Below are 25,294 nucleotides of genomic sequence, written 5' to 3'. Positions count from 1 at the left end.
GGTTGACGTAATGACCGCTGTCAGCAGTCTCGGCCGCTGGGGATGCGCTGCACAGTGCTTTCGTGCGGTCATGGACTACGTCGTTATACAACGCCGGCTCAGCCCTGAAAGCGGTCGGTGTGCGCGCCATCCCCCCACGGCCTCCGAACCCGGCGAAGTCGTCTGGAATGGGGTGCCGTATGAAGAGGCCCACTCGCGGGGCAAGGACCGGCCGGTGCTGCTGGTGGGCTCAAGCGGCCGCTATCTGCTCGCCCTGATGTCGAGGTCCTCCTCACAGCTCTCTTTCCTTGTCCAGGCAGCAGAAGCTATCCCGACCCCCAAGCGATGCCTTCGCATGGTGACCCTCATGTTGTCTCCTTGTGCACGGCGGCAGCGAAAGCGTTCATGGACGGAAAGACATAGTCGGGCTTGACGTTCTTTCCTGGATCGGGAGTAGCTCCCCAACCTGGGCGATCGTGTCTCCGGTCTATCCATACCGTGGCCAGGCCAATGGCCTTCGCTGGTACGTGATCGTGGAACAGACTCTGGGCTACGTGCAATACCTTTTCGGACTGGATTCCAAGGTTCTTGATGGTTGCGGTCAAAGCCTCAAAATTTCGGGGATCAGGTTTGTAGGTGCCAACATCTTCGGCTGTGATAATTGCGTCAAAATCAACGCCCAGCTTGGCTTGGGACGCGGCGAATGATTGTCTGTCCACGTTGGATAGGATGATAAGCCTGTGTGACTTTTGCAGGCTCACCAAGGCCCGTGCGCTGTCGTGAAAAGTGGGCCAGTCCGGAACTGAAAAGCCGAATCGTTCCATTTCGGCCATGGTTACTGTGAGCCCTAGTTGTTGTGACAGCTTTGCCAGTGACCTGGCCAGAATATCTGGATAGCGCTCTGTTGGATATGCCGCTTCGGCTTCGCTTTCCTGCTCGGCATAAGCAGCGAGCAGTTGCTCCCGGTTTAGTGTGCACCCTTGGGCGGAAGCCCAAGGTTGCACAACGCTTGCTATGCCGGCTTCCCAATCAATCAGTGTCCCGTAGCAGTCGAAGCTGAGCGCGTCGAAATCTGCAAACTTCAAGCCAACCTCCTTCGGCGCCGTTGAATACTTCAGCCGCAAGTGATCCCGCCGACATCGGAAGGGTCCGTTATGCGGCCTCTAGGTGTCGGTGGAAAATCCCCTCTTCACGACTGCCCCACTTTGGATCACGTAGTCCAGTCGTGTTTCAGCAAGCACTGTCAGGTCGTTCAGCGGGTCCTCTGATGTGATTACGAAGTCACCGTACGCTCCTACCGCAATGGTGCCCAGTTCGCCTTCCCGCTGCAGTAGTGCGGCAGCCGTTGTCGTCGCGCTGCGGATGACATCGATCGCGGGCATGACTTTCCCGCGAATAGCGAATTCCTTGGCCTGATGAACCTGCATCCCGCCGAGCAGATCGGAGCCGTAGGCAAGATTCACGCCTGCTTCGTGTGCTTTGCCCAACGCCTCGTAGCCGCCGTCCAGAACGGCGGCGACCTTCTCCCAGTTCTCCTGCGAAAGCCCGAAGTTGCGGCCTTCCCTTTCCAAGGCCCAGTAAGTCACGAGATTCATGGTCAGAAATGCATTGAACTCCTTGAACAATTCCAGGGACTCGTCATCGAGCAGGTTGCCATGCTCGATACCGCGGACACCGGCGCGCAGGGCGCGGTTAATCGCTCTTCCGGTGTAGGCGTGCGCTGTCACATAACGGTTTGCGGCTGTGGCTTCCTCTACTGCAGCTTCAATTTCAGAAAGGGAGTATTGAGTGGAATCGATCCGGTCAGTTGGGGAGGCAACACCTCCGCCGGCCATGATCTTGATATGGTGGGCGCCCTTGCGCAGCTCGTCCCTAGCAGCCTGCCGTACTGCATCGACGCCATCGGCCAAGCGGCCGATGTGGGGGCAGCAGTAGCCGGCGTCATAGGCCTCCCGTCCGCGAGAGCGGGGGTCTGCGTGGCCGCCGGTTTGTGACAGCGCCTTGCCACCAAAAAACAGCTTGGGGCCACGCAGTAGTCCTTCTGCCTGGGCGTCGTGGAGTCCGAAGTCTGCACCGGCTGCGTCACGGACAGTGGTGAAGCCGCGGTCCAGCATGGCGCCCATGAGCTTGGCCGTGTTGAACGCGGCATAGTTGGGGGACCATTCACCAAGCTGGCCCAGATCTGCGGTTGCCGCTGTTACGTGGACATGGCAGTCGATCAGGCCAGGTAGGACGTACATGTTGGAGGCATCAATAACCGTTTCGCCTTCTGGCTTCAGGCCAGGCCCAATGTTGGTGATTGAGCCTCCGGATACTTTGATGTCTCCGTGTTCATAGCGTCCTGCAGCCACGTTGAGGTAGGACGCGTTCTTGATAAGTAGGTTCGAGGTCATTGGTTATTCTCCTGTTGCTTCTAAAATTATGGTGCTGTAAAGCCGTGCAATTTCCATCACCTTGTCAACGTCCTGCTCGACGTAAGCTCCTTCAGCGTCGAGGACATTTAACGCTGCGACAGTGGTACCGCCCCGGAGTATCGGGGCATTGATAATCGATCCGCATCCCAGGCTGGTTATGGTGTCTGCGTCCTTGAATATCCGTTCCACATCCGCTTGGGTCGGCCCGAAAAACGGCCTCTGCGACACCAGACAGGCGTCCAGCCAGTCGGCGGCCACGTCACGGCTCACATCTTTTCGTCCCCCCACGGGATATTCGCGGGGATGAGAGGAATAGATCCTCTCCATCTCACGTCCCTGGTCCCTGAAGGCCAGGATCGTAAACAGCTTGAATCCGACCTCTTCTTTTACAGCCTGCTCAACTACCTGCAGATTCAGGCGTTCTATATCGCTCACGGACGGGCTCCTTCCTTCGCTTTGATCTCTGGCTTGGTGTTAGTTTCTTTGATCGTGATGTCCTCAAGGGATCTCCCCGCCGTGCGCACCGCGAAGAGCAACGTGCAAATGACTCCGACGGCAAGCACGGCTGTAGTCAAGCCGAAGACTCCGGCGAATCCCCACTGTGCTGCGAACATTCCGATAAGCAGCGGTGCGGTGATGGACCCCACCCGGCCAAAGGAGGAACTCAGCCCAACACCCGTTGCTCGCAGCCAGGTCGGGTAGACCTCCGGGGTATAGGCGTAAACGCCGGCGTAGGTGCCGTTGAGGAAGAAGGACAGTGAGATACCTGCGGCAGTGATCCAGACGGGATCGGTCATGGAGCTCAGCCAGAACGCGCTGATCGCCGATCCGACAAGATAGATGGCGATTGTGTACTTGCGGTCGAGCTTTTCATTGACCCAGGCAGCACTGAAATACCCCGGGATCTGTGCAAGGTAGATATACAGCGAGAAGGTGAAACTCGTGGTGATAGTCAGCCCCTTACTGATCAGCAGCGTCGGTATCCAGGAGAAGAAGCCGTAGTAGGCAAACGTGATGACAAACCAAATAAGCCAGGTCACGGAAGTGATCCGCCACATTTGAGGACCCCACAGAAACTTGAAGGCCTTCCCGAAGGAGTACTTCTCAGGTTCGGGCTCCTCGGCATGATTCGGATCGGTCGCCGGCAGCTCCTTGCCGGTGGACACCAAGACCTTGTTTTCGAAGTCGAGAACCACCCTCTCGGCCTCGGCGTGTTTTCCTGCGTTCAGCAGAAAACGTGGAGATTCCGGTAGGGAACGCCGCCACCAAAGCAGCATGACAATCGGAAGGAAGGTAATTACCTGCGCCCAACGCCACCCCTCAGGAAACACCGGGACGACGAAGCGGCCGATAAGGGCGGCGGCCACAAAACCAAAGGAAAAGAATCCGGCCAACGCCCCAATGAACCAGCCACGCCGATGGCTCGGCACGAACTCTGACAGGAACGGGGCAATGATGGCGCTCTCCGCTCCGGCCCCGAGCCCGGCTAGTACGCGGGCGATGAGGAAGATTTCGAAGTTCCAGGAGAGCGCCGCAACCAACGACGCCGTCGCATACAGCGCCAACGCATACATCATGACCTTTTTCCGGCCCAAGGTATCGCCAAGGTATCCGGCAAGCAAGGCACCAAAAAGGAAACCGAAAGGAGACGCCGAGGCTACAAGCCCGAGTTGTCCGGACGAAAGGGAAAAGACCTCTCGGACATCGGGCATGAGGAAAGCCACGATGGCGCTGTCCATTCCGTCGAAGGTGTATCCGAGCCCTCCAATCAGCAATAGAGCATAGTGCGGCTTGCTTAGCGGCAGCCGGTCAAGCCGGGCAGAAAGGGACACGTTTTCTCCTCAGGGGCTAATGTAAGTGCACATGATCTGCCATGCTAGGTGCAAGAAACCGTGCAAGCAATAGACATGTGCAAAGATCTTTGCAGATAGGAACTCGTGTGGCATCTGATCCGGACCATGTAGCGGCTGCAGCTGATGCTGATTCCGTCGATGACTGGCTGCGTTCCCTCCTGCCGGGCAGGGACTTAGGGGGCAGTACTCAACAGGTGTTCAGTCTCATGATGAGTCAGCCGGCTAAGGCGAGTTTCGCTCCCGCCGCGGAGCTGGCGGAGCTGGCCGGGACGAGCGTCTCCAGCGTCACACGACTCGCCCAGCGCTTGGGCTACGCGGGATGGCCCGACCTGCAACGAGACCTTCGATCGCGATACCTTGCGCATCTGTCCATGCTGGAAGTTTCCGAAACACACAGCACCGAGGAATCACCCTTTCGGGCGTCTTTGCGGCAAGACGCCGATTCTCTCGCGACGTCACTGCGGAATCTTGACGAACAACGCATCACGCGGGTCGCGGAGATCCTCGCTTCATCAGAAAATATATACGTCACCGCCCAGGGGAGTTTCGCCGCCATCGGGCATGCCCTCGTCCATAACGTGCATATTGCGGGTTATCCCGTCAGACAGCTCTTGGACAGTCCCACGATGATCGCCAACCACATCGCCAGAATGACCGCAGCCGATACCCTCGTCGTCTGCTCCTACTGGAGGCTTTACGACGTCGCCGTTATAGCTGCGGCCGAGGCAAAGGCGCGCGGCGCCAAGGTAATCGTCCTCGCGGACAACATTTCGCCCGCACTTGAAAAATCAGCCGATGAAATCGTACTGACCCCAGCGGAAGGGACGTCATTTTTTCCGTCCCTGACCGCTGCAATGGCGGCCCAACAGGGGATCGTGGCGACACTGGCCAGAGTAAATCCAGCCCGAACCCGAAAGAGTCTTACGGCCACGGAGGACAGCTGGCAAACTTTCAAGCTCCTGCACCGTTCGGTACCACGCATACAGCCATTGAGCTAAATCGGCCTACCTGCCCGAAACAGGTTTGGAGGATCCTGGACTTACATGAAGGCCCCGAGAAGCCGGTGTGCCCGTACCTGCCGATCAGGTCCAGGAGAGCGCGGAGGAAACCGACTTCGGCGCGCCGTCGTCGCGGACCGTACACTCGCGGTCCATCATATTTTGCGCCCGTTCGCCTCCGACAATAGTTGAACGTCCCTGGAGCCGCAGAAGCTGCACTAGTCCGACAACCCGGCCCAGCGAACCCCATGGGCCAGTTCGTCCAGGGAGAAAAGTGCGCGCTGATCCAGCCTGTGGCCCTGGCGCTCGGACCGTGTCCTCCGTGGCCGGTGGATGGCAACTGTGCAGGCGCGGTCATGCGGCTCTCGACGCTGCGGACCATGAAGGGGATGAGCGGAGGTGGTAGCGATATGAAAAGCCTAGTGACGAAGAGTCCTGCGCAGCCTGTGCAAGAGCCCGCACCGAGCGAGAGCATGACCGTGCCGCTACCGATCGTGGAATCCGGCGACGGGTCAACGCTGCAAAGACAGAGAAATGCCGCACCCTGTGAATGCGGGGTGCGGCAGTTTGGGGGAGGCCTCTGGTGGGGAGAACTGGGGGTGTGGACAGTGTCCACACTTTGGGTCTCGGACTGGGCCGTACTGGTGCCGGACTGGGCTGGATTCCGTATGTTTTGGCGGGAGTCCAGTGTTTGCAGGTGCTGGAACCCGGTTCGAGTCCCACCTCGGGCACGTGTTTTCCCTGCTCAGGGGCTTTTTGGTGTTTTTCGTGTGCACATTGTGCACACTCCCGCCTCTTATCTGATGTCCCGCGTGTGTGGGGTCCCGGATAGACCTATTTGGTTGGGTTTTCGCGTTCACTACTTCATGGTGGCTAGGGCCGCGTACATCATGACTTGCTGATTATTCTTTAGGTCGACCGAGGGTCGCGGCGGGTCCGGAATTTCTGTTCTGATACCTGTTCATGCAGGGACGCGGGGGAACGGCATGACATGGCAACCGATCCGGATCAGATCATTTGGTTGCTGAGCCTGGCCAGTCTGTAGGTGGGGCTGGCCTCGAGGGCGATTTGCAGGAGCCGGTGGGCTTTGCTGCCATGGCCTTCCCGCCAGTTAGCCGGGTGGGCTGGCACCGCCCCGGGCATCAAACTGCCTCGACGATCCAGATCGGGTTTGGCTGACAACTTCTCGGACTCTTTCGTAGCGTCTTTGAAATACTCATGCGCGGGATGCATTGGGTTTGTCGACTCGGCTGAACGCGATGTGAGGAAAGCCCCCTCGATTGAGGGGGCATTCCTGGTCATGATGGGCTGAGGCGGTGGGGCTCAGATCCATTTCGCGGCGGCCGGAACCGCCACAGGCGCAGCCGCGCCGTCGACTGCGGTCACACTGGCGCTGCCCCGTCTGGCCGCCCACTTGACGACGGACGCCAGCGGTCCTGAGACCACCGTCGGCGACGCCGACGTAGCATCCCCGAACGCCAGACCGCCGTCGGTCACTTTGATGAGGAGGCCCGTGTCGGTGCCGCGGGTGTTCCAAGCGCCGGCGATGTCCTTGAGGAGCCGTTCGAGCACGGGTTCGGGGAGCCGGGTGAACATGCCCACGATGACCAGGCCGAAGCTGAACAGGAAGGGAATACGCCAGCCCAGGTGAGCGGGTCCTCCTTGGGAAGCAGCGTGACCAGCTGTGGTCCCTGGTCGGGACGACGACGAGGCCGGTGCGGGGCAGCTTCAGGATCAGCTCGTGGGCCTGGTGGGTGTAGCGGCGGCGGGGCAGCAGGGCGCAGTAGTCGTTGGTGGACAGGCCCTCGGCTCGCGGAGTCGGGTGTGCGTCATCGGACCCACCCATGTGTGCGGAGAAAGGGACTGCCCACGGTTTTGTTGACTCCTTGACCTAGCGAGCGAGTGCTCGTGGAAGGATGTTGACCATGCCCACGGCTTATGGGGCGGAGTTCCGCCAGGATGTTATTGATGTGGCCCGCAAGGGCGGGGCGCCGCTGGCGCAGATTGCCAAGGATTTCGGGCTTTCGGTCACGACGTTGAAACGGTGGATGGCCATCGCCGAACGTAAAGATTCCGGAGCCGGCCCGGCATCGGCCGAGTCGGCCGAGATGCGGGAGCTGCAGAAGCGCAACCGCCTGTTGGAGCAGGAGAATGAGATTCTGCGCCGGGCTGCTGCTTATCTGGCGAGGGACATCAACCCAAAATGACTCTTCTATGGGTTCTGTCAAGCCATGATGGTCTGCAGCTGGCGGAAAATGGAGCGGCAGACGTAGCGTTTGAGATTGCGGCGGATCTCGCGGTTTGATTTTCCGGTTGCGCGGCTGCGTGTCACGTAGTCCTTGGTGTCGGGGTTGAAGCTCATGCGGGTGCGGACGATGACGTCGAAGGCGCGGTTGAGTTGGCGGTCTCCGGAGCGGTTGAGTCGGTGCCGGGTCGTGTTGCCGTAGGAGGCAGGCCGCGGGGCGACACCGCCGAGTGCGGCGAAGGCCGCCTCTGAGCGGATGCGGCCGTGGTGGGAGTAGGCGCAGATTATGATCGCCGCTGTCACGGGCCCGACCCCCGGGACGGATTGAAGCCCCGGCGCCAATTCTTCGGTGAGCTGGGCCAATTCCTTGTGGTTTTCGCCGAGCCGGCCGGTTGGGTCTTTGACGGCCAGGGCCAGGCGTTTGGCCTCGGCGCGGGCGATTCGGATCACGGGGTCGGTGCTGTTTGAGGTCCGCCAGGCTGCGATGGCGGTGATCTGTGTGTCCCGCAGGGATGCCCGGGCGTCGATTCCGAGATCTGTGCCGCGGAGCAGGGCCGTGAGGGCGTTGCGGTTCGCGGTGCGTTGGTGATCCAGCAGGGACCGGGGGGCAAGCAGAATCCTGATCGCGGCCCTGGTCCCTCTGTGCGCAGAACGCGCCTGCCCGTGTTCGAGGATCGCCGGCCGAATGACAATCGGCAGAGTGCGGGAATCGAATCCCTGCGGGCCTGGGAGTGTGACGAAGTTTCCCAACGACCGATTGTCGTATCGCTGCCTTCGAAGCCCCTGCGGCGGCTCGCAATGCGATCGAAGCGGGCGTCCGGATGCTGTAGCGGCCGCGCGTGTTGCCGGTCAGGCTGCAGCAGTCGCCCACATGTTTGACCGTTCACGGCACGCGGCCACGTACGCTGCAAAAGCAAACCTGGCGGGACCGGGACGCCGATCGCAAATGCCGATCGCACATGACTATGTGAGGTGTGGTTGGGACTTAGCGTGCTGGGCGAGGGCCGAGCCGTGATCCCCAGCGGGGGATCGGAGGCTGGGACCTGAGCCAGTGGTCTTATGTCAGGGCGGCCGTCACGCGCACAGCTGACAAGGTCGGGAACCTGTCCGGCGTCGCCACGTACTGCGAGGGAGACGTGACGTTCAGATATCCAGGCTCCGCCTTAGTGGTCCCTCAGCTGCCCGTGGGGAACTTGCTGGAGCGGTACCTGCGGCTTGTATGCGGGTGGTCATTCGTCCTTGCAACAACAGGGGATGGATTGAGTGACAACCGGGCCGTAACGCCGTGGTAACGGTCAGGGCCTTATGGTCATCGAAAGTCGAGGACCGGCGCCCGACTAGCGGGGTTCGATTCGGTCCGGTGGGAACCAGGAACAAAATCATGAACCATGAAGTGAACGCCGGCTTGGAGCGGTTGCAGGCTGTTCTCGGCGAGGCCGCGGGCCTGCTGAGTGGCAGTGCCTTGTCCGGACAGGGCACCACCATGATCCATTCGCCTATGGGCCAAGTCGAGCCGCTCATCTTCAACCTCCCAGAGGACGCTGGGAGGTTTGCCTCGGAAGCAGATGGGGCCGAGCCTACGCTGGAGGCCTGGGGAAGCCCGAGGCGGCCCGGAGAGATCATCCCAGAGAATGGAATGGCAGGTGCGCCATGACAGAGTCACTTTCCGGACAGTTAATCCCGCGGCCATCCCCAGCTCCAAGGGTGGGTGAGGAAGCCAATGAAGACCGAATACAGGCCCGTTCTCCAGTGGTAGCTGTGACAGATATCGCTGTGGTTTGGCGGATTTCGGCGGGGACATGATCATCGACGTGGATATCTCGAGACGTGTCGTCATAGAGCGTGGGGTCCAGGCAAGAGCAGACCTGCAGCAGCTGACAATTCTGATGGCGGACCAACTTGTGACTGAGGCGGTCCCAAACGCTGTGTTGCGGACGGCTGGTCGCGCCATCCGCGCCAGAGATGACGCGTTGGTTGGCATGCTGGACGACGCAGTCGCCGTCTCCACCGCCGAGTTGTGGAAGCGGATGAGAGAACACCAGGCTGACGTCGACGCCTTGGCTTCGGAATGTCTCACACTCGCTGCGGGAGCAATTCTGCGGGATCGGGGCGCCGATGGGGGTCTGTGCGCGGTAGCGGACCATCTCCTAGCGGAAGTGACCGATGGCCTGCCCGTGGACTGGCGGGCTCTCAGTGTTCCTGGATCCGAGGATAGGACATCGTACCGCACGGGAGTGATCGGCCTGCGATGCTCCGCACGTGGGTTCTGGTCGCTGCCGGTGGCGCTCCACGAGATGGGTCATGTGATTGCGCAGACGCTCGACACCAGCGGCGCCGGGCAGCCGAGTCACAATCCAGTGCGGGCAGTGCTGGTAGAAGGCGGCAGCTCCCGCCAGCGTGAGGAACTCTTCGCCGACTTCTTCGCGACCTGCGCGATCGGGCCGGCGTACGGGGCGGCGCTCGTGTTGAGCAGGTTCGACCCCAAGGATGCGAGGACCGAGATCGTGTTCGAGGACGGCAGATCATCGACTGCCACGCATCCGTCAGTGGACAAGCGGATCCATCTGGTCCTCGAGACACTTCGCCGGATGGATGAGCGAGCCGGAAGGTTCCAGCATCCTTACCGCACCGAAACCGAGGCGCTGCGTTCGGCCTGGTTCTGGCAGGCCTCGAGCGTGGGAGTCACCGTCGAGGTCGACAGGGCGTCCGTCATACGGCTCGACGCCCTGGTGAGCCGCTTTTGGAAGATCGGCATAGGGCCTCTGAAGCCTGCTCTTCACGGCAAACCGATTGGTGACTCCCTCGAGCGCTACTTTCTCGAGGGAACTCCGATGCCGCCAGCCTCGACGACCGTTCGCGACGTCATCGGCACGGCATGGCGGCTCCGTCTGGAAGGCAGCGAGCCCGCATCCCTCGAGAAGAAGGCGCTTGCCCTCATCAAGCGCGTAGTCAAGGAGGCGTAATGGACCACTCGGTCGATGTCGGTGACGAAGGAGATGTGGTTCTTCGAATGAGATTGGAGACAATCCGGACCAACCTCGAACAGGTGGATAGAGCCAAAGACTTCGTAGCAGGGCGGCGCTCGGACATCCACCGCCTGACCATGCTCTTCGAGCGCGACGATGATTTCAGGGCGAGTATCAGGGATGTGATCAGGACACGTCTCGACACCGCGCTCAGCAACGCCAAAACCATCCAGCCGCAAGGAGAGATGCAGAGGGGCAACCTCAAGCAGGTTGTGGAGAGTGTCAAGGAAGCGCTTGCTCAGATCGATCGGATCGAGAAGCAGGCGGCGAGCACCGCGAAGATTGCTCGCGCGATGCGCACGCGATGGTCGTCCTTTGCCGCTGACCCATTCGACCGCCATGTCGACCAGAGCTTCCACGACGAGGCGGTTGTCCTCATCAGCACGATCGACGGCATCGACCAAACAGTACCGGGCAAGGCGTGGGAGACCTACCGCAAATTGATTCGTGACCAGAGCGACGCACTGTTCTCGGAGTACGTGGAGTTCCTTGGCGGCCTCGCCCTCAGGGACACAGGCCTTGGCGGGCTGCTTCCTTCTCCCCTTCAAGAGGGTGAGGACGAGGGGGAGGACGAGGCGGAGGACGAGACGGAGGACGAGGCGGAATACAACCGCGACGTCTGCGTCATGGCCGATGAACTCATTCGCCAGATCTACTACATCGGCAGCAACGATCTGTGGCACTCGATGGCCGTTCCGGGTCGTGCAGGCGCCACGGTAAGGTCCGTCTCGCGCATGATCCGCCTGGGGTTTCCCGACTGGACCGTCTGGGCGGTGCCGTTGGCGGCGTATCAGTTCGGATTGGTCGTGGTGGACGAGAACGATCTCGTCGCCAAGTACCCTGGACCGCCCGGGGTGTCGGCTGGCGAGTTGCGAGTTGCGCTGGCAGACGCGTTCGCTACCTTCACTGCGGGGCCGGCGTATGCACTTGCCAGCATGTTCACCAAGCTGGAGCCCGTGCCGGCGTCGATCGCCAATCTGCCAGACAGCCTCTCCGACAGTGAGCGGGTGCGCATGATCCTTTCGACGCTGGCGTTCATGGATGAAGACGCCATCTTCGAGGAATTCATCGGTGCCCTCCGTAACCAGTGGGAGGCATCGATTCAGCACAACGGCGTCGGAAGCGAGCCGCGGCCTGCTACGGGCGAGCGCGTGACGGCGTGGTCCGATTACATGAACCAGTTCCTCGGGTCCAAGGGAGGTAAAATTCGCTTCGATGCGCGCAGGTGGCATGCAGCGATGGAATGGCCGTCCCTGACGGATCGGGAGACGTTGGACTTGGCGCTGTCAAAGGTTTCCCCGGAGCAGCAGACGGTGCGCGACGTGCTGAATGCCGCGTGGTACCAGCGCTTCACGTCGCAAGGCAGCTCCCGCGACCTTGCCATCGCCGCGCTCGGCTTCTGGAGGCGCAGCTCGGGGCGAGGGTTGACGCCGAGGGGTCCCACGAACCGGGAGGAAAAACGAGATGAACGTACCCGATGACAGCACCCCCAGAAGGGGCGCCAGGTTGCGCCCCACCACGATGCGGCCACGCATCTGGTCGTCGGCGGTCGAAGCGACGGGGCTGCGGTTGGACCTTGAGCGCGCGCGGACCGATGCCGAGGCAGGACGCAGTAAGGCTGCCGAGTCGGCCGTTGACACGATCCTCGTCGATATCGATCGGCTGCGGAGGTCGAGACCACTCGGGCGCGAGGAGACGGATGACCTCAGCGTCATCGAGGCCTCCGCTCTGAGCCTGCGCGCGCAGCTCCTCGACTCGTCCGGCCGATCCACGGCTGACCAAGCCGGTCTGCTGGAGCGAGCTCTCGGCGTGTTCAAATTGGTCACCGGCTCGCGGGACGTCGCCACGTACGCATGGGCGGACTACGGCGCTGTGCTGGACATCCTCGGGAGGACGGCGGATGCGGAGCGAGCGTTGAAGCGGGCGGTGGAGCAGGGCGACGCGTCCCACGAGGCGCATCATCGCCTGGCTCGCATCATGCTGAAGAGCGACCGGCCCGAGGAGGCGGAGTCGATCCTGCGTGAGATCCTCAGTGCCGACGGGAATGGCGACGATCCCACCACCATGCGCCTACTCGGAGACAGCTTGTGGGCCCGCGGAGATCCGCGTGCTTACGAGGCCTACCTGGCCGCGGCTCGCACACTCCTAGCGGTAGGTCGACTAGACGAAGCGGTGGAGGTTGCGACCTCGGCTAAGGAAGCGGGGCCCGCGAGGGTCGACGCGCAGCTGGTCCTGGTGGACGCTCTGCGCCTGCTGGGCGACAATGTGAGCGCGCTCAAAGTCATCGACGACGTGCTACTGCTGACGCCCGCCAATCCGAGGGCCCTGGCGGCAAAGGCGGACATCCTGCGCATCAGCGGCGAGTACGAGCGCGCTGTCGAGGCGCTGGACGCCATATTGGCGCACTTCCCCGACGATGTCTTTGCCATGGGCATGAAGGCGGACGTCTTGCGCGCCCGAGGTGACTTCGACGAGGCCTTGCCGCTGCTGGACAGAGCGGTTGAACGGGGGCCCGTCGATGCGTGGAACCTCGGCACACGCGGCCAGGTGCTTCGGGCACTCGGGCGGACGGCAGATGCGCGGGCCGACCTTCTCCGCGCCCTCGAGCTCTCCGACGAGATGCCGTGGGTAATGGCGGAGCTGGCCGCTTTGGAGTTCGAGGCTGGCGACCATGGTGCAGCCCGGGAACAGGCGACGGCCGCGCTGAATCGCGAGCCGACACATCCGATCGCTCTCGCGGTCATGGGATACGTGTACCAGCAGAGTGGGGATTCCCCGGCGGCGGAGTCCACCTTCCAGGAGCTCGTTCGGTTGGCGCCCGAATGGCCGGACGCCTGGAGAGGCTTGGCCGCGGTCCAGGACGAGATGGATCGGCCCGCAGCGGCACTGCAATCTGTGCAGCGCGCCCTGGAGCTGGATCCCGCCGACGAGGAAACGGTGAAACTCGGCGTTGACCTGCTGTTGCGGAACGGCAAGAATGACGCTGCACTCGAACTCGTCGACGCGTTGCTCAAACGAAAGGACCCGCCGGCGTGGGCGATGGTGGCACGGGCCGCTGCCCTTCGGCAGGCAGGGGAGTTGGATGCAGCGCTGGCCGAGTTGCGCGGGGACTTGGAAGCCCATCCCGGCATTCCAGACCTACACTGGGAGCTCGCACGAACGCTGGGCGCGCAAGGGTCGGGGGAGGACGCGCTGGAAGCGTATAGCGCCGCGCTTCAACTCGACAGCGGCGCCGTTGCACTCCGTAGGGAGCTGGCCGATCTTGAGTTCCGTCTCGGTCGTTATGATGAGGCCGCTCGTACGTTGGATTTCGCTGACATAGAACCCGCCGGGGCAGGGACCGTCGACGATCTCATCCGGCGCGGCGAGTCACTGCGACTGGCAGGCAATCCGACGGAGGCGCGGGACTGTCTTCTGCGCGCGCTTGAACTGGACACACGCGAGGTCCGAGCGATGACCGGCCTGCTGTACGTCTACCTTGATCTGGGCAAGCCAGCGCGAGCGAGAATTTATGCAGATCGTGTGCTTACGTCGGGGGCGCGCGAACCCGCTCTGCTGGCCGACGTCGCGCTGGTCGACGCCGCAGAGAAGAAATACGACGCAGCACTGGACCGGACGGCCCTGGCCATGGACCTGGCCCTCGACCTCGGGTTGGAGGACGGGTGGGTGCGGTTCGTCCGCGGCCAGACCCTCAACAAAGTCGGGCAGTGGGCCGACGCAGCGGAGGTCCTCCGACCCCTCCAGGATTCGAATCCGTCCGCCGGCACGCTGTTCGAATTCGGCTGGGCACTAGAGAACGCCGTCCTCGTCGACATCGCCGAACGGATTCCGGGTGAGCCGCCCCATCTCGACGAAAGTGCCCGGACGCGCCTCAGGGAGGCCCAGAGAGCTTATGACGGGGCGTGGCGCCAGGAGCCGAAGAACTCGTGGCATCGGCGTGGTTTGGCGGATGCCCTCCGGCTCCAAGGCGAGGACCTATTAGCTCGCGAACACTTCGAAGCCATTATCAGGCAGTTGAGCTCCGAGTCGGTCTACGGTGCGGATGACCTTGGTCTTCTGGCGTGGTGTCACTACTCGCTGGGGAATCCTTCCGCCGCCGTCCCGCTCTACATCAACGCGGTCTCCACAGACACCGCCGATACCGAGTATCTGCACTTCGACCTCGGGTTGGCCCTGCTGGCTTCGAACCAGCCCGATCTGGCGGAGTCAACCTACCGGCGGGGCCTTGGCGCGCTGCACGGTTCCGAACGCCACCTGAGCCTAGCTGCGGTCCTTGTGGCCCGGAACGACCTCGCGGCTGCACAACTCCTCGAACAGATCGACTACGAGGTGAGCCGTACGGCGTTCAGGCATCTCAGCGACCGGATCCGCGAGCTTTCGAGCCCGGGCGTTCCACCAGGGGACGCCACACGACGATGAGTAGGAGTGGAAATGCCGATCGTCTACGTTCACGGTGTCGCCACGCGCGATAACAGCTCCGGCTATCGGGAGTCCTGGGAAGCGATCGAGACGTTGCTTCGCGAATACATCGCGCCCGTCATCACCGATCGGCCGGATGACGTCGCGGTGGAGATCGCGTACTGGGGCGACCTCGCTGCATCCTCGCCACTCGGCGGGCTTGCGAGACCGCGCGGACGGCTCTTCGGTTTGGGGGCGGGTGACGGCGATCGTGTCTCCGCAGCGTTGATGGCCGAGTTCGCCGGCTCCTTCGATCCATTCGGGCTTCCGTCGGGGCAACTCGCGCAACCGGACCGACTGGCACCCTCCGGGCCCGCGCAGGCCGTCGACGCTTCGACGTTGAGGGACCTCGGGTCTGATGAACTCAGCGATCTGCTCATCGCTGCAATGCCGGAGGATCTCGCTTCGTTCGCTGGAACGCAAGTCGGCGATGCCGATGCGTGTGCGGCTGCACAGAGGAGAATGGCGGCCTGGGCCATTGCCGCCGACGAGGTTGCGCGTGACCCCTCAACGCGCGCGGGCGTCGAGGGGTGCGAGGACCTCGACGCGGAAGTCGACTACCTCTTCGGGCTCGTCGAGGCCCGGTATCAGGGGCCAACCGATTCACTGATCGGATTGGGGGCAGGTCAAGGCTGGCCATCGGCGTGGCGGCAACGCGTCTCAGAGTCCGTGAGCCGACTCACACATGTGCCCGGCTTCGTGCTGTCACGCGCGATGGCCGAGGTCCGAGGGCCCTTGAACGATGCCGTCACCACCTTCCTCGGAGATGTGTTCGTGTACTTGGCCGGGCGCGGAACGCCGGGAGATCCCGGTCCCATCCCCGCTGCGGTGCTTGAAACGATGAGGCGCGCTGCATCTCATCGGCTGGTGCCCGACGAGCCAATGATCGTCGTCACGCACAGTATGGGTGGCCAGATCGTCTACGACCTGGCAACCAGCTTCCTCGAGCGCGAGCCCGACGCAGCACAACTTCGCATCGACTTCTGGTGCGCGACCGCATCTCAGGTCGGACTCTTCCAGGAACTCGACCTTTTCGTGTCGCATCCACCACGCAATCAAGCAGCCCCGGCTCCGTCGCGCGATCGATTGGGTCATTGGTGGAACGTGTGGGATTACAACGACTTCCTCAGCTACAGCGCCGCTGGCATCGTGGAAGGCGTCAACGACGAGTCCTACTCGAGTGGTTTGTCTCTCTTGAGCGCCCACGGCGGCTACTTGAAGCGCCCGAGCTTTTACCGGCGTTTCGCCGAGAAGCTCCGCGCGGTGGATTGGCTCGACGGTGGTGGTTCAGAATGACGGGCGTGACCGACCCGGAAAAGCGTGGCGAAGGTCCTCGGACGCTCGCGCTGGTCATCGGCGCCAGCCGCTACTCGCACCTCGGGGGCGAGCCTGGAATTAGCCGCACTACGGACACTTATGGATTGTCTGAGCTCAGCGTTTCGGCGCTGACTGCCTACCGTTTTGCGGAGTGGCTGCGGGAGGCGTACCGAGTGTCCGGCAAACCGCTCGCCCGCTGCTGGCTCCTCGCGTCACCGACCGAGGACGAGCTGCGGGCGGAGCCGGGCCTTGCCGGAGTTTTGGAACCGACCTTCCGTAACTGCGAGGATGCGATCTGGGAGTGGTACACCGCAGCCCGCGAACTTTCAGCCAAGAATGCACAGCGCAGTCGACTGGTGTTCTTCTTCAGCGGCCACGGTTTGGAGCGGATGCTGGATGAGCAGCTATTGCTACCGAGTGACTACCTCCAACGCGGCTTGGTGAACCGCGCGATCAATGTCAGAGATTTGCGTCAGGCTCTGGCTGCCTGCGGCGTCTCGCAGCAGCTCTACTTGATCGACGCCTGCCGGAACGATCATCCGCGTCTGCGCGACCTTGGTGTAAGCCTCACCGGTACACAGGTGCTCAACCCACTGGACAACTCCCGGTCCAACCCGGATCTGGATGCGCCTGTGTTGTATGGAAGTTCCAGCGGGCAGCAGGCATTCGGACCACGCTCTGTCGATGACGGTCTCACCCTGTTTGGGCAAGCGCTGCTCTCAGGACTCACGGCTCCCCCTGCCGACTCGGTGGTGCATGACAGCGATGACTGCGTTATGCCAATCGACCAGCTTCAGGAGTATATGAACGCCCGAATCGCCGAACTACTGCGCACGTATAAGAGCGCCGGAACGCAGCGAGTGATGAAGGGCGGCCAGTCGGCAGGGCGCTTCGTGATGAGCGAGCTTGCATGTGACGGGTTCGCTCCAACCAGCCCGCCGAGCGTGCGGGAATCTGAGCGACTGGGTCGAACTGCGACAGTCGAATTCGTGGACCCCACGTCTGGCCAGCTGATCGGAGCCAACGAGGGGGAAGATCCGTTTGGTGACGCTGGTATGGCTGAGATCTGGTCAGGCAAGCATTTCGGTACGCTAGGCGAGGAGTCAGGTCCGGCTCCTGAACTCACCCTTGTCCGGGTCGATCGCCGGGGAACGTCCTTGTACGACATCGTGATCCGGGTGGACAGCGACCCAATTGAAGCTGTGCTGACGCTCAGCGAGGAACCTGGCGGCACTGGTCGTCGATTCGACTGTCATCTTCCGTGGGTCGGTCACGGCGCGCTATTCGCCCTCCGTCTCGCCCGTGACGACAGCGGTCGGCTCGTCCATATCGAAACGGATCTCGACTTAGCGAACACGGACGCCTTGGGTCGCACGGCGGAAGCGTGGCGAACCTACCATGAGCAGAGTGCGGTGGCGGCGTTGCCGATCCTCTCTGATGGCGAGCTGTCAGATGTCGTCACGGGAGCCTCGCCCTCACCGCTGCCTCTCATCGTGGCGGGGCACATTCGGTTGGCTGCTGGTCACCGCCTCGATCCGAAGATGGTTGAGGACGCAGCGGTCGTGTACTCGAACTGGTCGGACCTTGGAGTGTTTCTACTCGAGTCTCGGGGTCGCGAATATGCCACATCCGTCGTTCCCACTCGGCTGTCCGCACTTGCGCTGCCTCGCACGACGGACGCAACGGCTCTGGCCTGGCGGCAGTTGACCCATCTGCATACCTTTGCAGCCGCGGGCGACGGTGTGATCGAATTGAGAAAACGTCTGGCCGAAGTGTTGCCCAGGATGCAACCAGGAAGCCTCTTCCCGGTCATCCTGAGCCCTGTTGAGTCGGTAAACCTTCCATATCCGTGACATCGGGCTCCTGGCCTCGGCCTGGATCGGCAGCCAGCCGCAGCATGGGTGCCAATATTAGTGATGCGCCACGATGGAGACGATTGACCGCGTCGCGGCCGGCCGTAAGGAGACGACAAGGCGTGCCGCCTACTCGTTCCGTCCCGACCGGACGGCTACTACAGCAAAGACCGCGAAAACGGCGCGTTCGAGCAGTTCATCGGCAAGAAGGGCCGGACATTGTTACGGTAGCGGGGCTGTCCTGTGTGGCGCGGTCTGTTGCGCTATTGCTCTAAGAGACTCGCTCGAACAGGACGAATTTGGGGCCAGCCTGATTCAGGATCAGCCATGGCGGCGGTATATCGAAGGAGACCCGAGGACTTTCACCGGTACCTCGTGCACGGTAAAAGGGGCCCTTGCCGAATCGGCGAGAGAACGTGCGTGGACTCAGGACCGCGTCAGGACGACCGCCGCGATGTCCACGTCAACGCCGCCTTTGAACCGGCATCGGTAGCGTTTGCTTCCGGATGTTCTGGTCATTCTCGGCTTGCAGTCGTTCCGGTCTCCCGAACGTGGCACCGGCATCCAGCATTGCTGCTGCATGGGTGCTCCGCGGGGCTCGAGCCGATCGGTGGGGCGTGCTTAGTGGCGTGCGTTCTTGGCCAACTGCTCGATCTCCTTTAATACGGCTCCGGTGACTGCTGTCCGGGCTTGTTCGCCTAGGCTCCCTTCGGCCGAGCTGACCTGGCCAGCCGGGTTAGCATGGCAATCACGGGGCTCCTCGGCGGGACCCTATTGACCTTTCCGCCGACGATGATGATGCCGCCGCCGCCGACTGCAACGCCGCCAAACACATCCATCGCCGGGCCGGCTACGATCGGCTTTGCCACCTGGTGCTGGACGCGGAAGCGTGGTTTCTTGCCGGGGAGATCGAAACTAAGGATTGAGATGGTTCCGCCTGCGATAGCCAGCGTAAGGCCTGCCGGTCCCAGTGTCTTTCCAGGCTGCCATTCGTTCACGTAATTCGCCTTGTCCTGGGCGATGACGACGGCGTTTGGTCCACTGAGTGGGTGGATCAGCACGCAGGGTCGGGGGAGGCCGGCATCCCAGCCGTCGTCGGTGCGGATTCCACGTAATACCCGCCGACCCGCGCAGCGAGGTAGCCAGGCACCTCGGCGTGGCCGAGGGACACCAAATCGAAGTCCGTGATGGAAGATTGGTGGTCCTGCGGAGTCCAGACCCGCATCCCTGGCAACCAGCCCATCGGGTCCCTGGCCGATAATGGAAGCTTCAAGTTTTTTTTACTTGAGACAGGCTTCCCTGTCGGCTCCCGTGAAGCTTAGGAGTGACTGGATAAAGTCCGTCCAATTCTCCAGTAACGCGGCAGTAACGCCTCGTCGGTAGGTTGGATCCACTGAGGTTTGTGCGATCTGTCGGGGTCTCGGGTTCACCCGAGCTGAGGCATCCATGGAGGAGGGCCAGTGCCTGTTACTACGAGTTATCCAGGGGTATACGTCACCGAGGCTGGCAGCGGGGTAAACACTATCACCGGAGTCGCGACAGCGATCGCAGCCTTCGCAGGCCGGGCCGACCGTGGCCCGACGGACGACCCGGTCACAATCAATAGCTTCAGTGACTTCGAGCGGCTTTTTGGAGGACTGTCGTTGAACAGCAAACTCGGGTACGCCGTTCGCGACTTCTACCTTAACGGCGGCAGCCAGGCCGTCATCGTCCGCCTGCACCATGCGGTATTCGCCTCGGACCAGGATCGCGCCGACGCCGTGGTCGCAGCTCAGGCAACAGCGACCGCGACCACTGGGGGAGACCCTGCCACCGCAGCGACGGCCGCCCGCACGCAGGCCGACAGCTACAACACCGCTCATGAGAAAAGTGCTGCCGATCATGTCGCAAAGGCCGCCGAAACGGCTGCGGCAGCAAAGCCTACCCCCGCCGACGTGAAGAAGGCCGCAGACGATGCCGCCGACAAGGACGGCTCACAGGCCGCTAAGGACACAGCGGCCGAGGCGAAGGGCTCCGACGCTGCGGCCGCGGCGGCAGCGTGCCGGGCGAAGGCGGACACTTACCCCAACGACCCGGAGAAATCGGCCGCTAAGGCCGTGGCCGACGCCGCCGAAGCGGCGAGCACGATCTCCGTGGCCAGCGTGAAGGCGGCGGCTGACGGTGCCGTGGCCGGCGCGACCCCGCAGGACCGTGCGACCTTTGACGTGGGCATCCCGTTGGTGGCGGTAAGCCCTGGCGCCTGGGGCAACCAGTTACGAGCGCGCGTCGACCATGATGTAGCAGGCGGGGTTGCCGACCTGTTCAACTTGACGGTGCGCGACGGCCATACCGGCCTGATAGAAAACCACCGCAACCTCTCGGTGACCTCCGGACATATACGCCGCGTCGACAAGGTGCTCGCAAACGAGTCGCGGCTGATCCGGGTCACCGACCCCGCGGCCCTGCCCGCGACGCGGCCCGCCGCTTCGCCGGACCTCGCAAACGGACAGACGGACGTCTGGAGGGACCACAAGCCGGCCACCAACGCCAAAGTCGACGTCGGCGGGATGGCGTCCGATGGGGGCCTGCTGGAGGCCAACGACTTCATCGGTCCTGGCAAGGAGCAGACGAAGGCAGGGCTCTTCGCCCTGCGCAAAGCCGACCTGTTCAACCTCCTGTGCCTGCCGCCATACCTTGAGGACGGCAACGTCGATCAGTCTGTGGTGGCTGCCTCCGCGGCGTACTGCGAGAAGCGTCGGGCCATGCTCCTCGTCGACCCGCCGTCGATGTGGGTCGACAAGGACGCGGCCAAAGCTGGTGTGGCGGTGTTGGGGACGAAGAGCAAGAACGCCGCGCTGTACTTCCCTCGGCTGCGCCAGCCCGATCCCTTACGCGGGGGCCAGATGGACAGCTTCGTCCCGTGCGGCGCCGTCGCGGGTGTGATGGCACGCACTGACACCGAACGAGGAGTCTGGAAGGCGCCGGCCGGGATGGCGGCCACCCTGGTTGGCGTGCCGGAGCTAAATGTGCCGCTCACCGACGCCGAGAACGGCGAACTCAACCCGCTCGGCGTCAACTGCCTGCGGGCCATGCCCGCCGCCGGACGCGTCGTTTGGGGTGCCCGCACCCTGCAGGGCGATGACCGGCTCGCGTCGGAATGGAAGTACGTGCCCGTGCGGCGGACGGCGCTGTTCATCGAGGAGAGTCTCTATCGCGGGACCCACTGGGTGGTGTTCGAACCGAACGACGAGCCGCTCTGGGCGCAGATCCGGCTCAATCTCGGGTCGTTCATGCACAACCTGTTCCGGCAGGGCGCGTTCCAGGGCAGCACGCCCCAGCAGGCCTACTTCGTTCGCTGCGACAAGGACACCACGACGCAGAACGACATCGACCTTGGCATCGTCAATATCTTGGTCGGCTTCGCCCCGCTCAAGCCTGCGGAGTTCGTCGTCATCACGATCCAGCAGCTGGCCGGACAGATCCAGGCGTAGGAGGACAATGATGGCTCAGTTTAGTGTTAATGCGCAGCGCTTCGACCCCTACAAGAACTTCAAGTTTCGGGTGAAGTGGGACAACCGCTACGTTGCTGGCGTCAGCAAGGTCGGCGGCCTCAAACGGACAACGGAGGTCGTCAAGCACCGCGAGGGCGGCGACCCTTCGTCGAGCCGGAAGTCCCCGGGCCGCACTGAGTACGACGCCATTACCATCGAGCGCGGAGTCACCCACGACCGGGACTTCGAGCAATGGGCCAACAAGGTATGGAACTACGGGTCCGGCCTGGGGGCAGAGGTGTCGCTCAAGGACTTCCGCAAGGACATCACCCTGGAGGTTTACAACGAGGCAGGACAGCTCGCAATCGCCTACAAGATATTCCGCTGCTGGGTCTCGGAATACCAGTCGCTCCCCGACCTCGACGCCAACGCCAACGCCGTCGCGATCCAGCACCTCAAGCTCGAGAACGAGGGCTGGGAACGCGACTATGAAGTGCCTGAACCAGCCGAGCCCAGCTTCACCGAACCCTCCTGACCGGGCACCTGCGATCATGGGACCAGCTACAGTGGACGGTCTGCTCAAGGCTTGGGAGGGAGGCATCGCCGCGTCGCACACGCGTCGAGCCCTCGGCCTGCTGGAGGCGGCGCACCCCAGCATGAGCAGCACCCAGCTGGCGCAATTGTCGCTCGGTGAGCGCGACGTCGCCCTGCTGCGACTCCGAGGAGACCTCTTCGGTGATCACGTGCAGGCGATCGGTTCGTGCCCTGCGTGCGGCGCGGAGCTGGACATTGCTTTCAGCGTGTCGGCCCTGCTCGCGTCGCTCCCGGAGACCCATGGCAGTTCAGGTCCGGTCGACGTGATCGTCGACGGTTACGCTGTCATGGTCCGGCCGCCAACCAGTGCAGACGTCCTCGCCGTGCTCGGGGAGGGACCAACACGAGAGGCGGCCGCAACTCTGCTCGACCGCTGCGTCGTGCGGGTCGCGGGGTCATCCGCGGGCCGAGTGCCGGCAGCGGTTGCTGAACGGCTCGCCGAGGAGATCTCCAGGCGGGACCCTGGGGCTTCGATGGAGCTGGCCCTGGACTGCGCGGAGTGCGGGCACCGGTGGACCGAGGTACTCGACGTTGTGGGGTTTGTCTGGACCGAGGTGAACGCCTGGGCGCCCCGCATGCTGCGCCAGGTGCATACCCTAGCTCGCGCCTACGGGTGGCGGGAGCGCGATATCCTGGCGATGACGCCTCATCGCCGAGCGGCATACCTGGGGCTGGTGACCGGATGAGCCACCGCATCGTTCACCACGACAGCTCAGTCGGCGCCCTGTTCGACTCGCTCGTAGCACGCGAGAGGGGGACTGTCGGAAGTCTGATGCCTCGACTGCCGACGATGTTCGAGGCACCGCCCGACCATGCGGCTTCACCAGTGGCTGCAGCGGGGCCGTGGCCAGACACGTCTGCTCCTTCCCATGGCGGTGAGGAACTGGTCCGGGATCGACAAGAGGTGGTCCGCATCGAGCAGCAGGTTCTGGTCGAGGCCGGCAAGGCCAGCACGCCGGGCGACCACGACGGCGACGAAGTGGTGGCACCGTTCCGGCCGGCGCCGCCCGGCCACGCGGCTTCACCAGTGACCGGGGCGGGGCCGTTGACCGACGCGGCTGCTCCTTCCCATACCAAGGATGAGCCTGTTCGGGACCGACAAGAGGTGGTCCGCGTCGAGCGGCAGGTTCTGGTCGAGGCCAGCAGCGCCAGCACGCCGGGCCACTACGACGACAGGGGGGCGCCGCAACCCGGACCCGCAGCGTCCGACGAGGACATCCCGCGGGCGCACGAACGTCGACCGTCGCCGGAGGCCCGTACGCCCCCCGAGCCACGCCGCTCGGTGCGCCCGACTGACGAAGGTCCCGCACCGCGACCCCGCACCACCGAGCTCACCGTGCCGGAATCCGAGTGGCCGGTGAGTCAGGCGGACGGCCATCAGGGCGGTTTCCCGGTCATTGCCACGCGCCGCGAGGTCCTGGTGCCGCGCCCCGAGCAGGCCAGCGGGACGCCCGAGCTGTCCCGTCCCGCAGAATCCGTCGTGCGGGTGTCGATCGGTCGACTCGAGATCCGAGCCGTTTCCGACCCCGCACCGACACGCATCTCGCGGCGCGAGCACAGGACGCAGAGCCTCGACGACTACCTGGAGCGACGCAACCAGGGGAGCCGGTCGTGAGCAACTCGCTGTCAGTGGCCGCGATCACACTGGCTCTGCGCGGCCTGCTCGACACCGCCGTGCCGGCGCTCGACTCCGCTCTGGTCGGGCTCCAAGTCACCACCCGGACGCCCGACGCGGCGCGCACCAACCTCAGCGGCCCCTCGCTCAACCTCTTTCTCTACCGGACGGCGACCAACGCCGGCTGGAGCAACCTCAATCCACCGTTGGCGGTGCGGCCGGGCGAAGCCGGCTTCCCCGCACTCGCGCTTGACCTGCACTACCTGCTGACGGCCTACGGCGCGGAGGATACCGACAGCAAAGCGACGAGCCATCGAGCGCTGGGAGCGGCCATGAGCGTCCTGCACGACCACCCGCTGCTCGACGGTGACACGATCCGCGCGGCCCTCCCTGGGAGCGATGTCGAGGAGCAGGGAGAGCGTATCCGGATAAGCCCCGTGCCGCTGTCAGTCGACGACCTGTCCAAGCTGTGGAGCGGGTTCGCCACGCAGTACCGCTTGTCGGCGGCGTACGTTGTGAGCGTCGTGCTCATCGACAGCCTACGCCCCACCCGTAGCGCTCTACCCGTGCTCACCCGGGGCCCGAACGACCGTGGCCCGGTGGCCGTCAGTGGAGGGGGCCCGGCCGTGCATGCGCTTGTGCCGCCGCGCGGCCAGGCGGCGGTTCGGCTGGGCGAGGAGGTTCTCGTCAACGGCACCCGGCTCACGGACCCGTCGACCGTTTTCCGCCTCGCCAGCCTGCTCCCGAATCCGCTGCCGCCTGTCGAGCTGCAGCGCCGACCACCGATGCCCGGCGAGCCAGCAGACCAAGTATCACTGCGGGTACTGCCGCTAGCCGAGGACCCCGACGCGCTTGGCCGGTGGGCGCCAGGGTTCGTCTCCGTGACAGCTGTGCTCACGCCGCCCGACCTGCCGGCCGTGGTGAGCAACGCGGTGGCCATGGCGCTCGCCCCGTCTATCACGGTTGCCCCGAAGGCCGCCGAAGGTCCCGCCGCTCCAGGCAGCACCCTGACGGTCACTTGCACCCCTCGGGTACGCCCGGGGCAGCGAGTCACCCTGCTCCTAGCGGGTCGCCAGCTCGCGCCAAAATCGCTTACGCAGCCCGACCCCGCCTCACCGACGTTCGCAGACACCCCGACGACAATCACCTTCGAGGTACCCGAGGTGCCGAGGGAGACCTACCCCGTCCGGTTGCGTGTCGACGGCGTCGACAGCATCCCCGTGAAGTACTCAGGCGACCCGCCGATGCCCACCTTCGAGCCCGACCAGCAGGTGTCAGTGACATGACCGAGTATGACGACTGGTTCGCCGCCAACGACAAGTTCCTCACCGGGGCCGTTGCCTGGCTGAGGGAGCGCCTCGAGGCGGCCGCGACACCGGAGGTACGAGCTGACACCACAGCGACGACGCAGGAGCCAAAGGCGTTCTTCGCGCGGCGTACGGCCCGGCCTCCTGCGGTGCCCGCAGCGGCGA

At 63.5% G+C, this 25,294-nt stretch carries 21 protein-coding genes and 1 pseudogene; 14 read left to right on the top strand and 8 right to left on the bottom strand.

Annotated elements, in window-relative coordinates; genetic code table 11:
• Nucleotides 1-344: 344 nt before the first annotated feature.
• The 4 genes from ABIC21_RS02760 to ABIC21_RS02745 all read right to left on the bottom strand — a co-directional run bounded on the left by ABIC21_RS02760 (nt 345) and on the right by ABIC21_RS02745 (nt 4,225).
• Entirely contained in the window at nt 345-1,064 is a 720-nt protein-coding gene (locus ABIC21_RS02760) for a haloacid dehalogenase type II (protein ID WP_354348895.1), read from the bottom strand.
• A gap of 78 nt (nt 1,065-1,142) precedes the next feature.
• Nucleotides 1,143-2,372, bottom strand: a complete 1,230-nt coding sequence (locus ABIC21_RS02755; RefSeq protein ID WP_354348894.1) for a metal-dependent hydrolase family protein — start codon at nt 2,370-2,372, stop codon at nt 1,143-1,145.
• Nucleotides 2,373-2,375: 3 nt separating this feature from the next.
• On the bottom strand, nt 2,376-2,828 hold the full coding sequence (locus ABIC21_RS02750) for a GAF domain-containing protein (protein ID WP_354348893.1): 453 nt from the start codon (nt 2,826-2,828) through the stop codon (nt 2,376-2,378).
• Nucleotides 2,825-4,225, bottom strand: coding sequence for an MFS transporter (locus tag ABIC21_RS02745; protein WP_354348892.1), 1,401 nt, complete (start codon nt 4,223-4,225; stop codon nt 2,825-2,827). The genes ABIC21_RS02750 and ABIC21_RS02745 overlap by 4 nt, the downstream gene beginning before the upstream one ends.
• 107 nt (nt 4,226-4,332) lie before the next feature.
• Between ABIC21_RS02745 and ABIC21_RS02740 the strand changes: the two genes are divergently transcribed.
• Nucleotides 4,333-5,244 (top strand): MurR/RpiR family transcriptional regulator, encoded by a 912-nt coding sequence (locus ABIC21_RS02740; protein WP_354348891.1) that lies wholly within the window; start codon nt 4,333-4,335, stop codon nt 5,242-5,244.
• A gap of 1,323 nt (nt 5,245-6,567) precedes the next feature.
• Here the strand turns inward: ABIC21_RS02740 and ABIC21_RS02735 are convergent.
• Entirely contained in the window at nt 6,568-6,846 is a 279-nt protein-coding gene (locus ABIC21_RS02735) for a DinB family protein (protein ID WP_354348890.1), read from the bottom strand.
• Between the two features lie 323 nt (nt 6,847-7,169).
• On the opposite strand from ABIC21_RS02735, the pseudogene ABIC21_RS02730 reads away from it, so the two are divergent.
• Nucleotides 7,170-7,448, top strand: a pseudogene (locus ABIC21_RS02730) (transposase); the annotation flags it as partial.
• A gap of 20 nt (nt 7,449-7,468) precedes the next feature.
• On the opposite strand, the gene ABIC21_RS02725 reads toward ABIC21_RS02730, so the two are convergent.
• Nucleotides 7,469-8,239, bottom strand: coding sequence for a transposase (locus tag ABIC21_RS02725; RefSeq protein WP_354348889.1), 771 nt, complete (start codon nt 8,237-8,239; stop codon nt 7,469-7,471).
• Between ABIC21_RS02725 and ABIC21_RS02720 the strand changes: the two genes are divergently transcribed.
• From ABIC21_RS02720 to ABIC21_RS02690, 7 genes are all read left to right on the top strand, one after another.
• Complete coding sequence (locus tag ABIC21_RS02720) at nt 8,175-8,504, top strand: putative immunity protein (protein WP_354348888.1); 330 nt, start codon at nt 8,175-8,177, stop codon at nt 8,502-8,504. The genes ABIC21_RS02725 and ABIC21_RS02720 overlap by 65 nt on opposite strands.
• Nucleotides 8,505-8,870: 366 nt before the next feature.
• Nucleotides 8,871-9,143: a hypothetical protein gene (locus ABIC21_RS02715; RefSeq protein ID WP_354348887.1), complete on the top strand. Its 273-nt coding sequence runs from the start codon at nt 8,871-8,873 to the stop codon at nt 9,141-9,143.
• Nucleotides 9,144-9,288: 145 nt separating this feature from the next.
• On the top strand, nt 9,289-10,452 hold the full coding sequence (locus ABIC21_RS02710; protein WP_354348886.1) for a hypothetical protein: 1,164 nt from the start codon (nt 9,289-9,291) through the stop codon (nt 10,450-10,452).
• Entirely contained in the window at nt 10,452-11,996 is a 1,545-nt protein-coding gene (locus tag ABIC21_RS02705) for a hypothetical protein (RefSeq protein WP_354348885.1), read from the top strand. Before ABIC21_RS02710 ends, ABIC21_RS02705 begins: the two co-directional genes overlap by 1 nt.
• On the top strand, nt 11,980-14,934 hold the full coding sequence (locus ABIC21_RS02700; RefSeq protein WP_354348884.1) for a tetratricopeptide repeat protein: 2,955 nt from the start codon (nt 11,980-11,982) through the stop codon (nt 14,932-14,934). Before ABIC21_RS02705 ends, ABIC21_RS02700 begins: the two co-directional genes overlap by 17 nt.
• A 12-nt stretch (nt 14,935-14,946) precedes the next feature.
• Nucleotides 14,947-16,269, top strand: coding sequence for a hypothetical protein (locus ABIC21_RS02695; RefSeq protein WP_354348883.1), 1,323 nt, complete (start codon nt 14,947-14,949; stop codon nt 16,267-16,269).
• Nucleotides 16,270-16,274: 5 nt separating this feature from the next.
• Nucleotides 16,275-18,143: a caspase family protein gene (locus ABIC21_RS02690; protein ID WP_354348882.1), complete on the top strand. Its 1,869-nt coding sequence runs from the start codon at nt 16,275-16,277 to the stop codon at nt 18,141-18,143.
• A gap of 698 nt (nt 18,144-18,841) precedes the next feature.
• On the opposite strand, the gene ABIC21_RS02685 is transcribed toward ABIC21_RS02690, so the two are convergent.
• Both ABIC21_RS02685 and ABIC21_RS02680 read right to left on the bottom strand, forming a co-directional pair.
• On the bottom strand, nt 18,842-19,141 hold the full coding sequence (locus ABIC21_RS02685; RefSeq protein ID WP_354348881.1) for a hypothetical protein: 300 nt from the start codon (nt 19,139-19,141) through the stop codon (nt 18,842-18,844).
• Nucleotides 19,142-19,197: 56 nt separating this feature from the next.
• Complete coding sequence (locus ABIC21_RS02680; RefSeq protein ID WP_354348880.1) at nt 19,198-19,416, bottom strand: hypothetical protein; 219 nt, start codon at nt 19,414-19,416, stop codon at nt 19,198-19,200.
• Nucleotides 19,417-19,786: 370 nt separating this feature from the next.
• On the opposite strand from ABIC21_RS02680, the gene ABIC21_RS02675 reads away from it, so the two are divergent.
• From ABIC21_RS02675 to ABIC21_RS02655, 5 genes are all read left to right on the top strand, one after another.
• The gene (locus ABIC21_RS02675; RefSeq protein ID WP_354348879.1) at nt 19,787-21,613 is read left to right on the top strand and encodes a phage tail sheath family protein; all 1,827 of its coding nucleotides are present in this window, start codon (nt 19,787-19,789) and stop codon (nt 21,611-21,613) included.
• Between the two features lie 7 nt (nt 21,614-21,620).
• On the top strand, nt 21,621-22,148 hold the full coding sequence (locus ABIC21_RS02670; protein WP_354348878.1) for a phage tail protein: 528 nt from the start codon (nt 21,621-21,623) through the stop codon (nt 22,146-22,148).
• Nucleotides 22,149-22,164: 16 nt separating this feature from the next.
• Complete coding sequence (locus ABIC21_RS02665; RefSeq protein WP_354348877.1) at nt 22,165-22,893, top strand: T4 family baseplate hub assembly chaperone; 729 nt, start codon at nt 22,165-22,167, stop codon at nt 22,891-22,893.
• Between the two features lie 218 nt (nt 22,894-23,111).
• The gene (locus ABIC21_RS02660) at nt 23,112-23,822 is read left to right on the top strand and encodes a hypothetical protein (protein ID WP_354348876.1); all 711 of its coding nucleotides are present in this window, start codon (nt 23,112-23,114) and stop codon (nt 23,820-23,822) included.
• Nucleotides 23,819-25,108 (top strand): Pvc16 family protein, encoded by a 1,290-nt coding sequence (locus tag ABIC21_RS02655; RefSeq protein ID WP_354348875.1) that lies wholly within the window; start codon nt 23,819-23,821, stop codon nt 25,106-25,108. Before ABIC21_RS02660 ends, ABIC21_RS02655 begins: the two co-directional genes overlap by 4 nt.
• The last annotated feature ends 186 nt before the right edge of the window (nt 25,109-25,294 follow it).

Source organism: Pseudarthrobacter sp. PvP090, from assembly GCF_040547365.1.
Lineage (GTDB): Bacteria > Actinomycetota > Actinomycetes > Actinomycetales > Micrococcaceae > Arthrobacter.
Note: the sequence above shows the minus strand (reverse complement) of the source record. Positions and strands in the feature narration are given on the sequence as shown.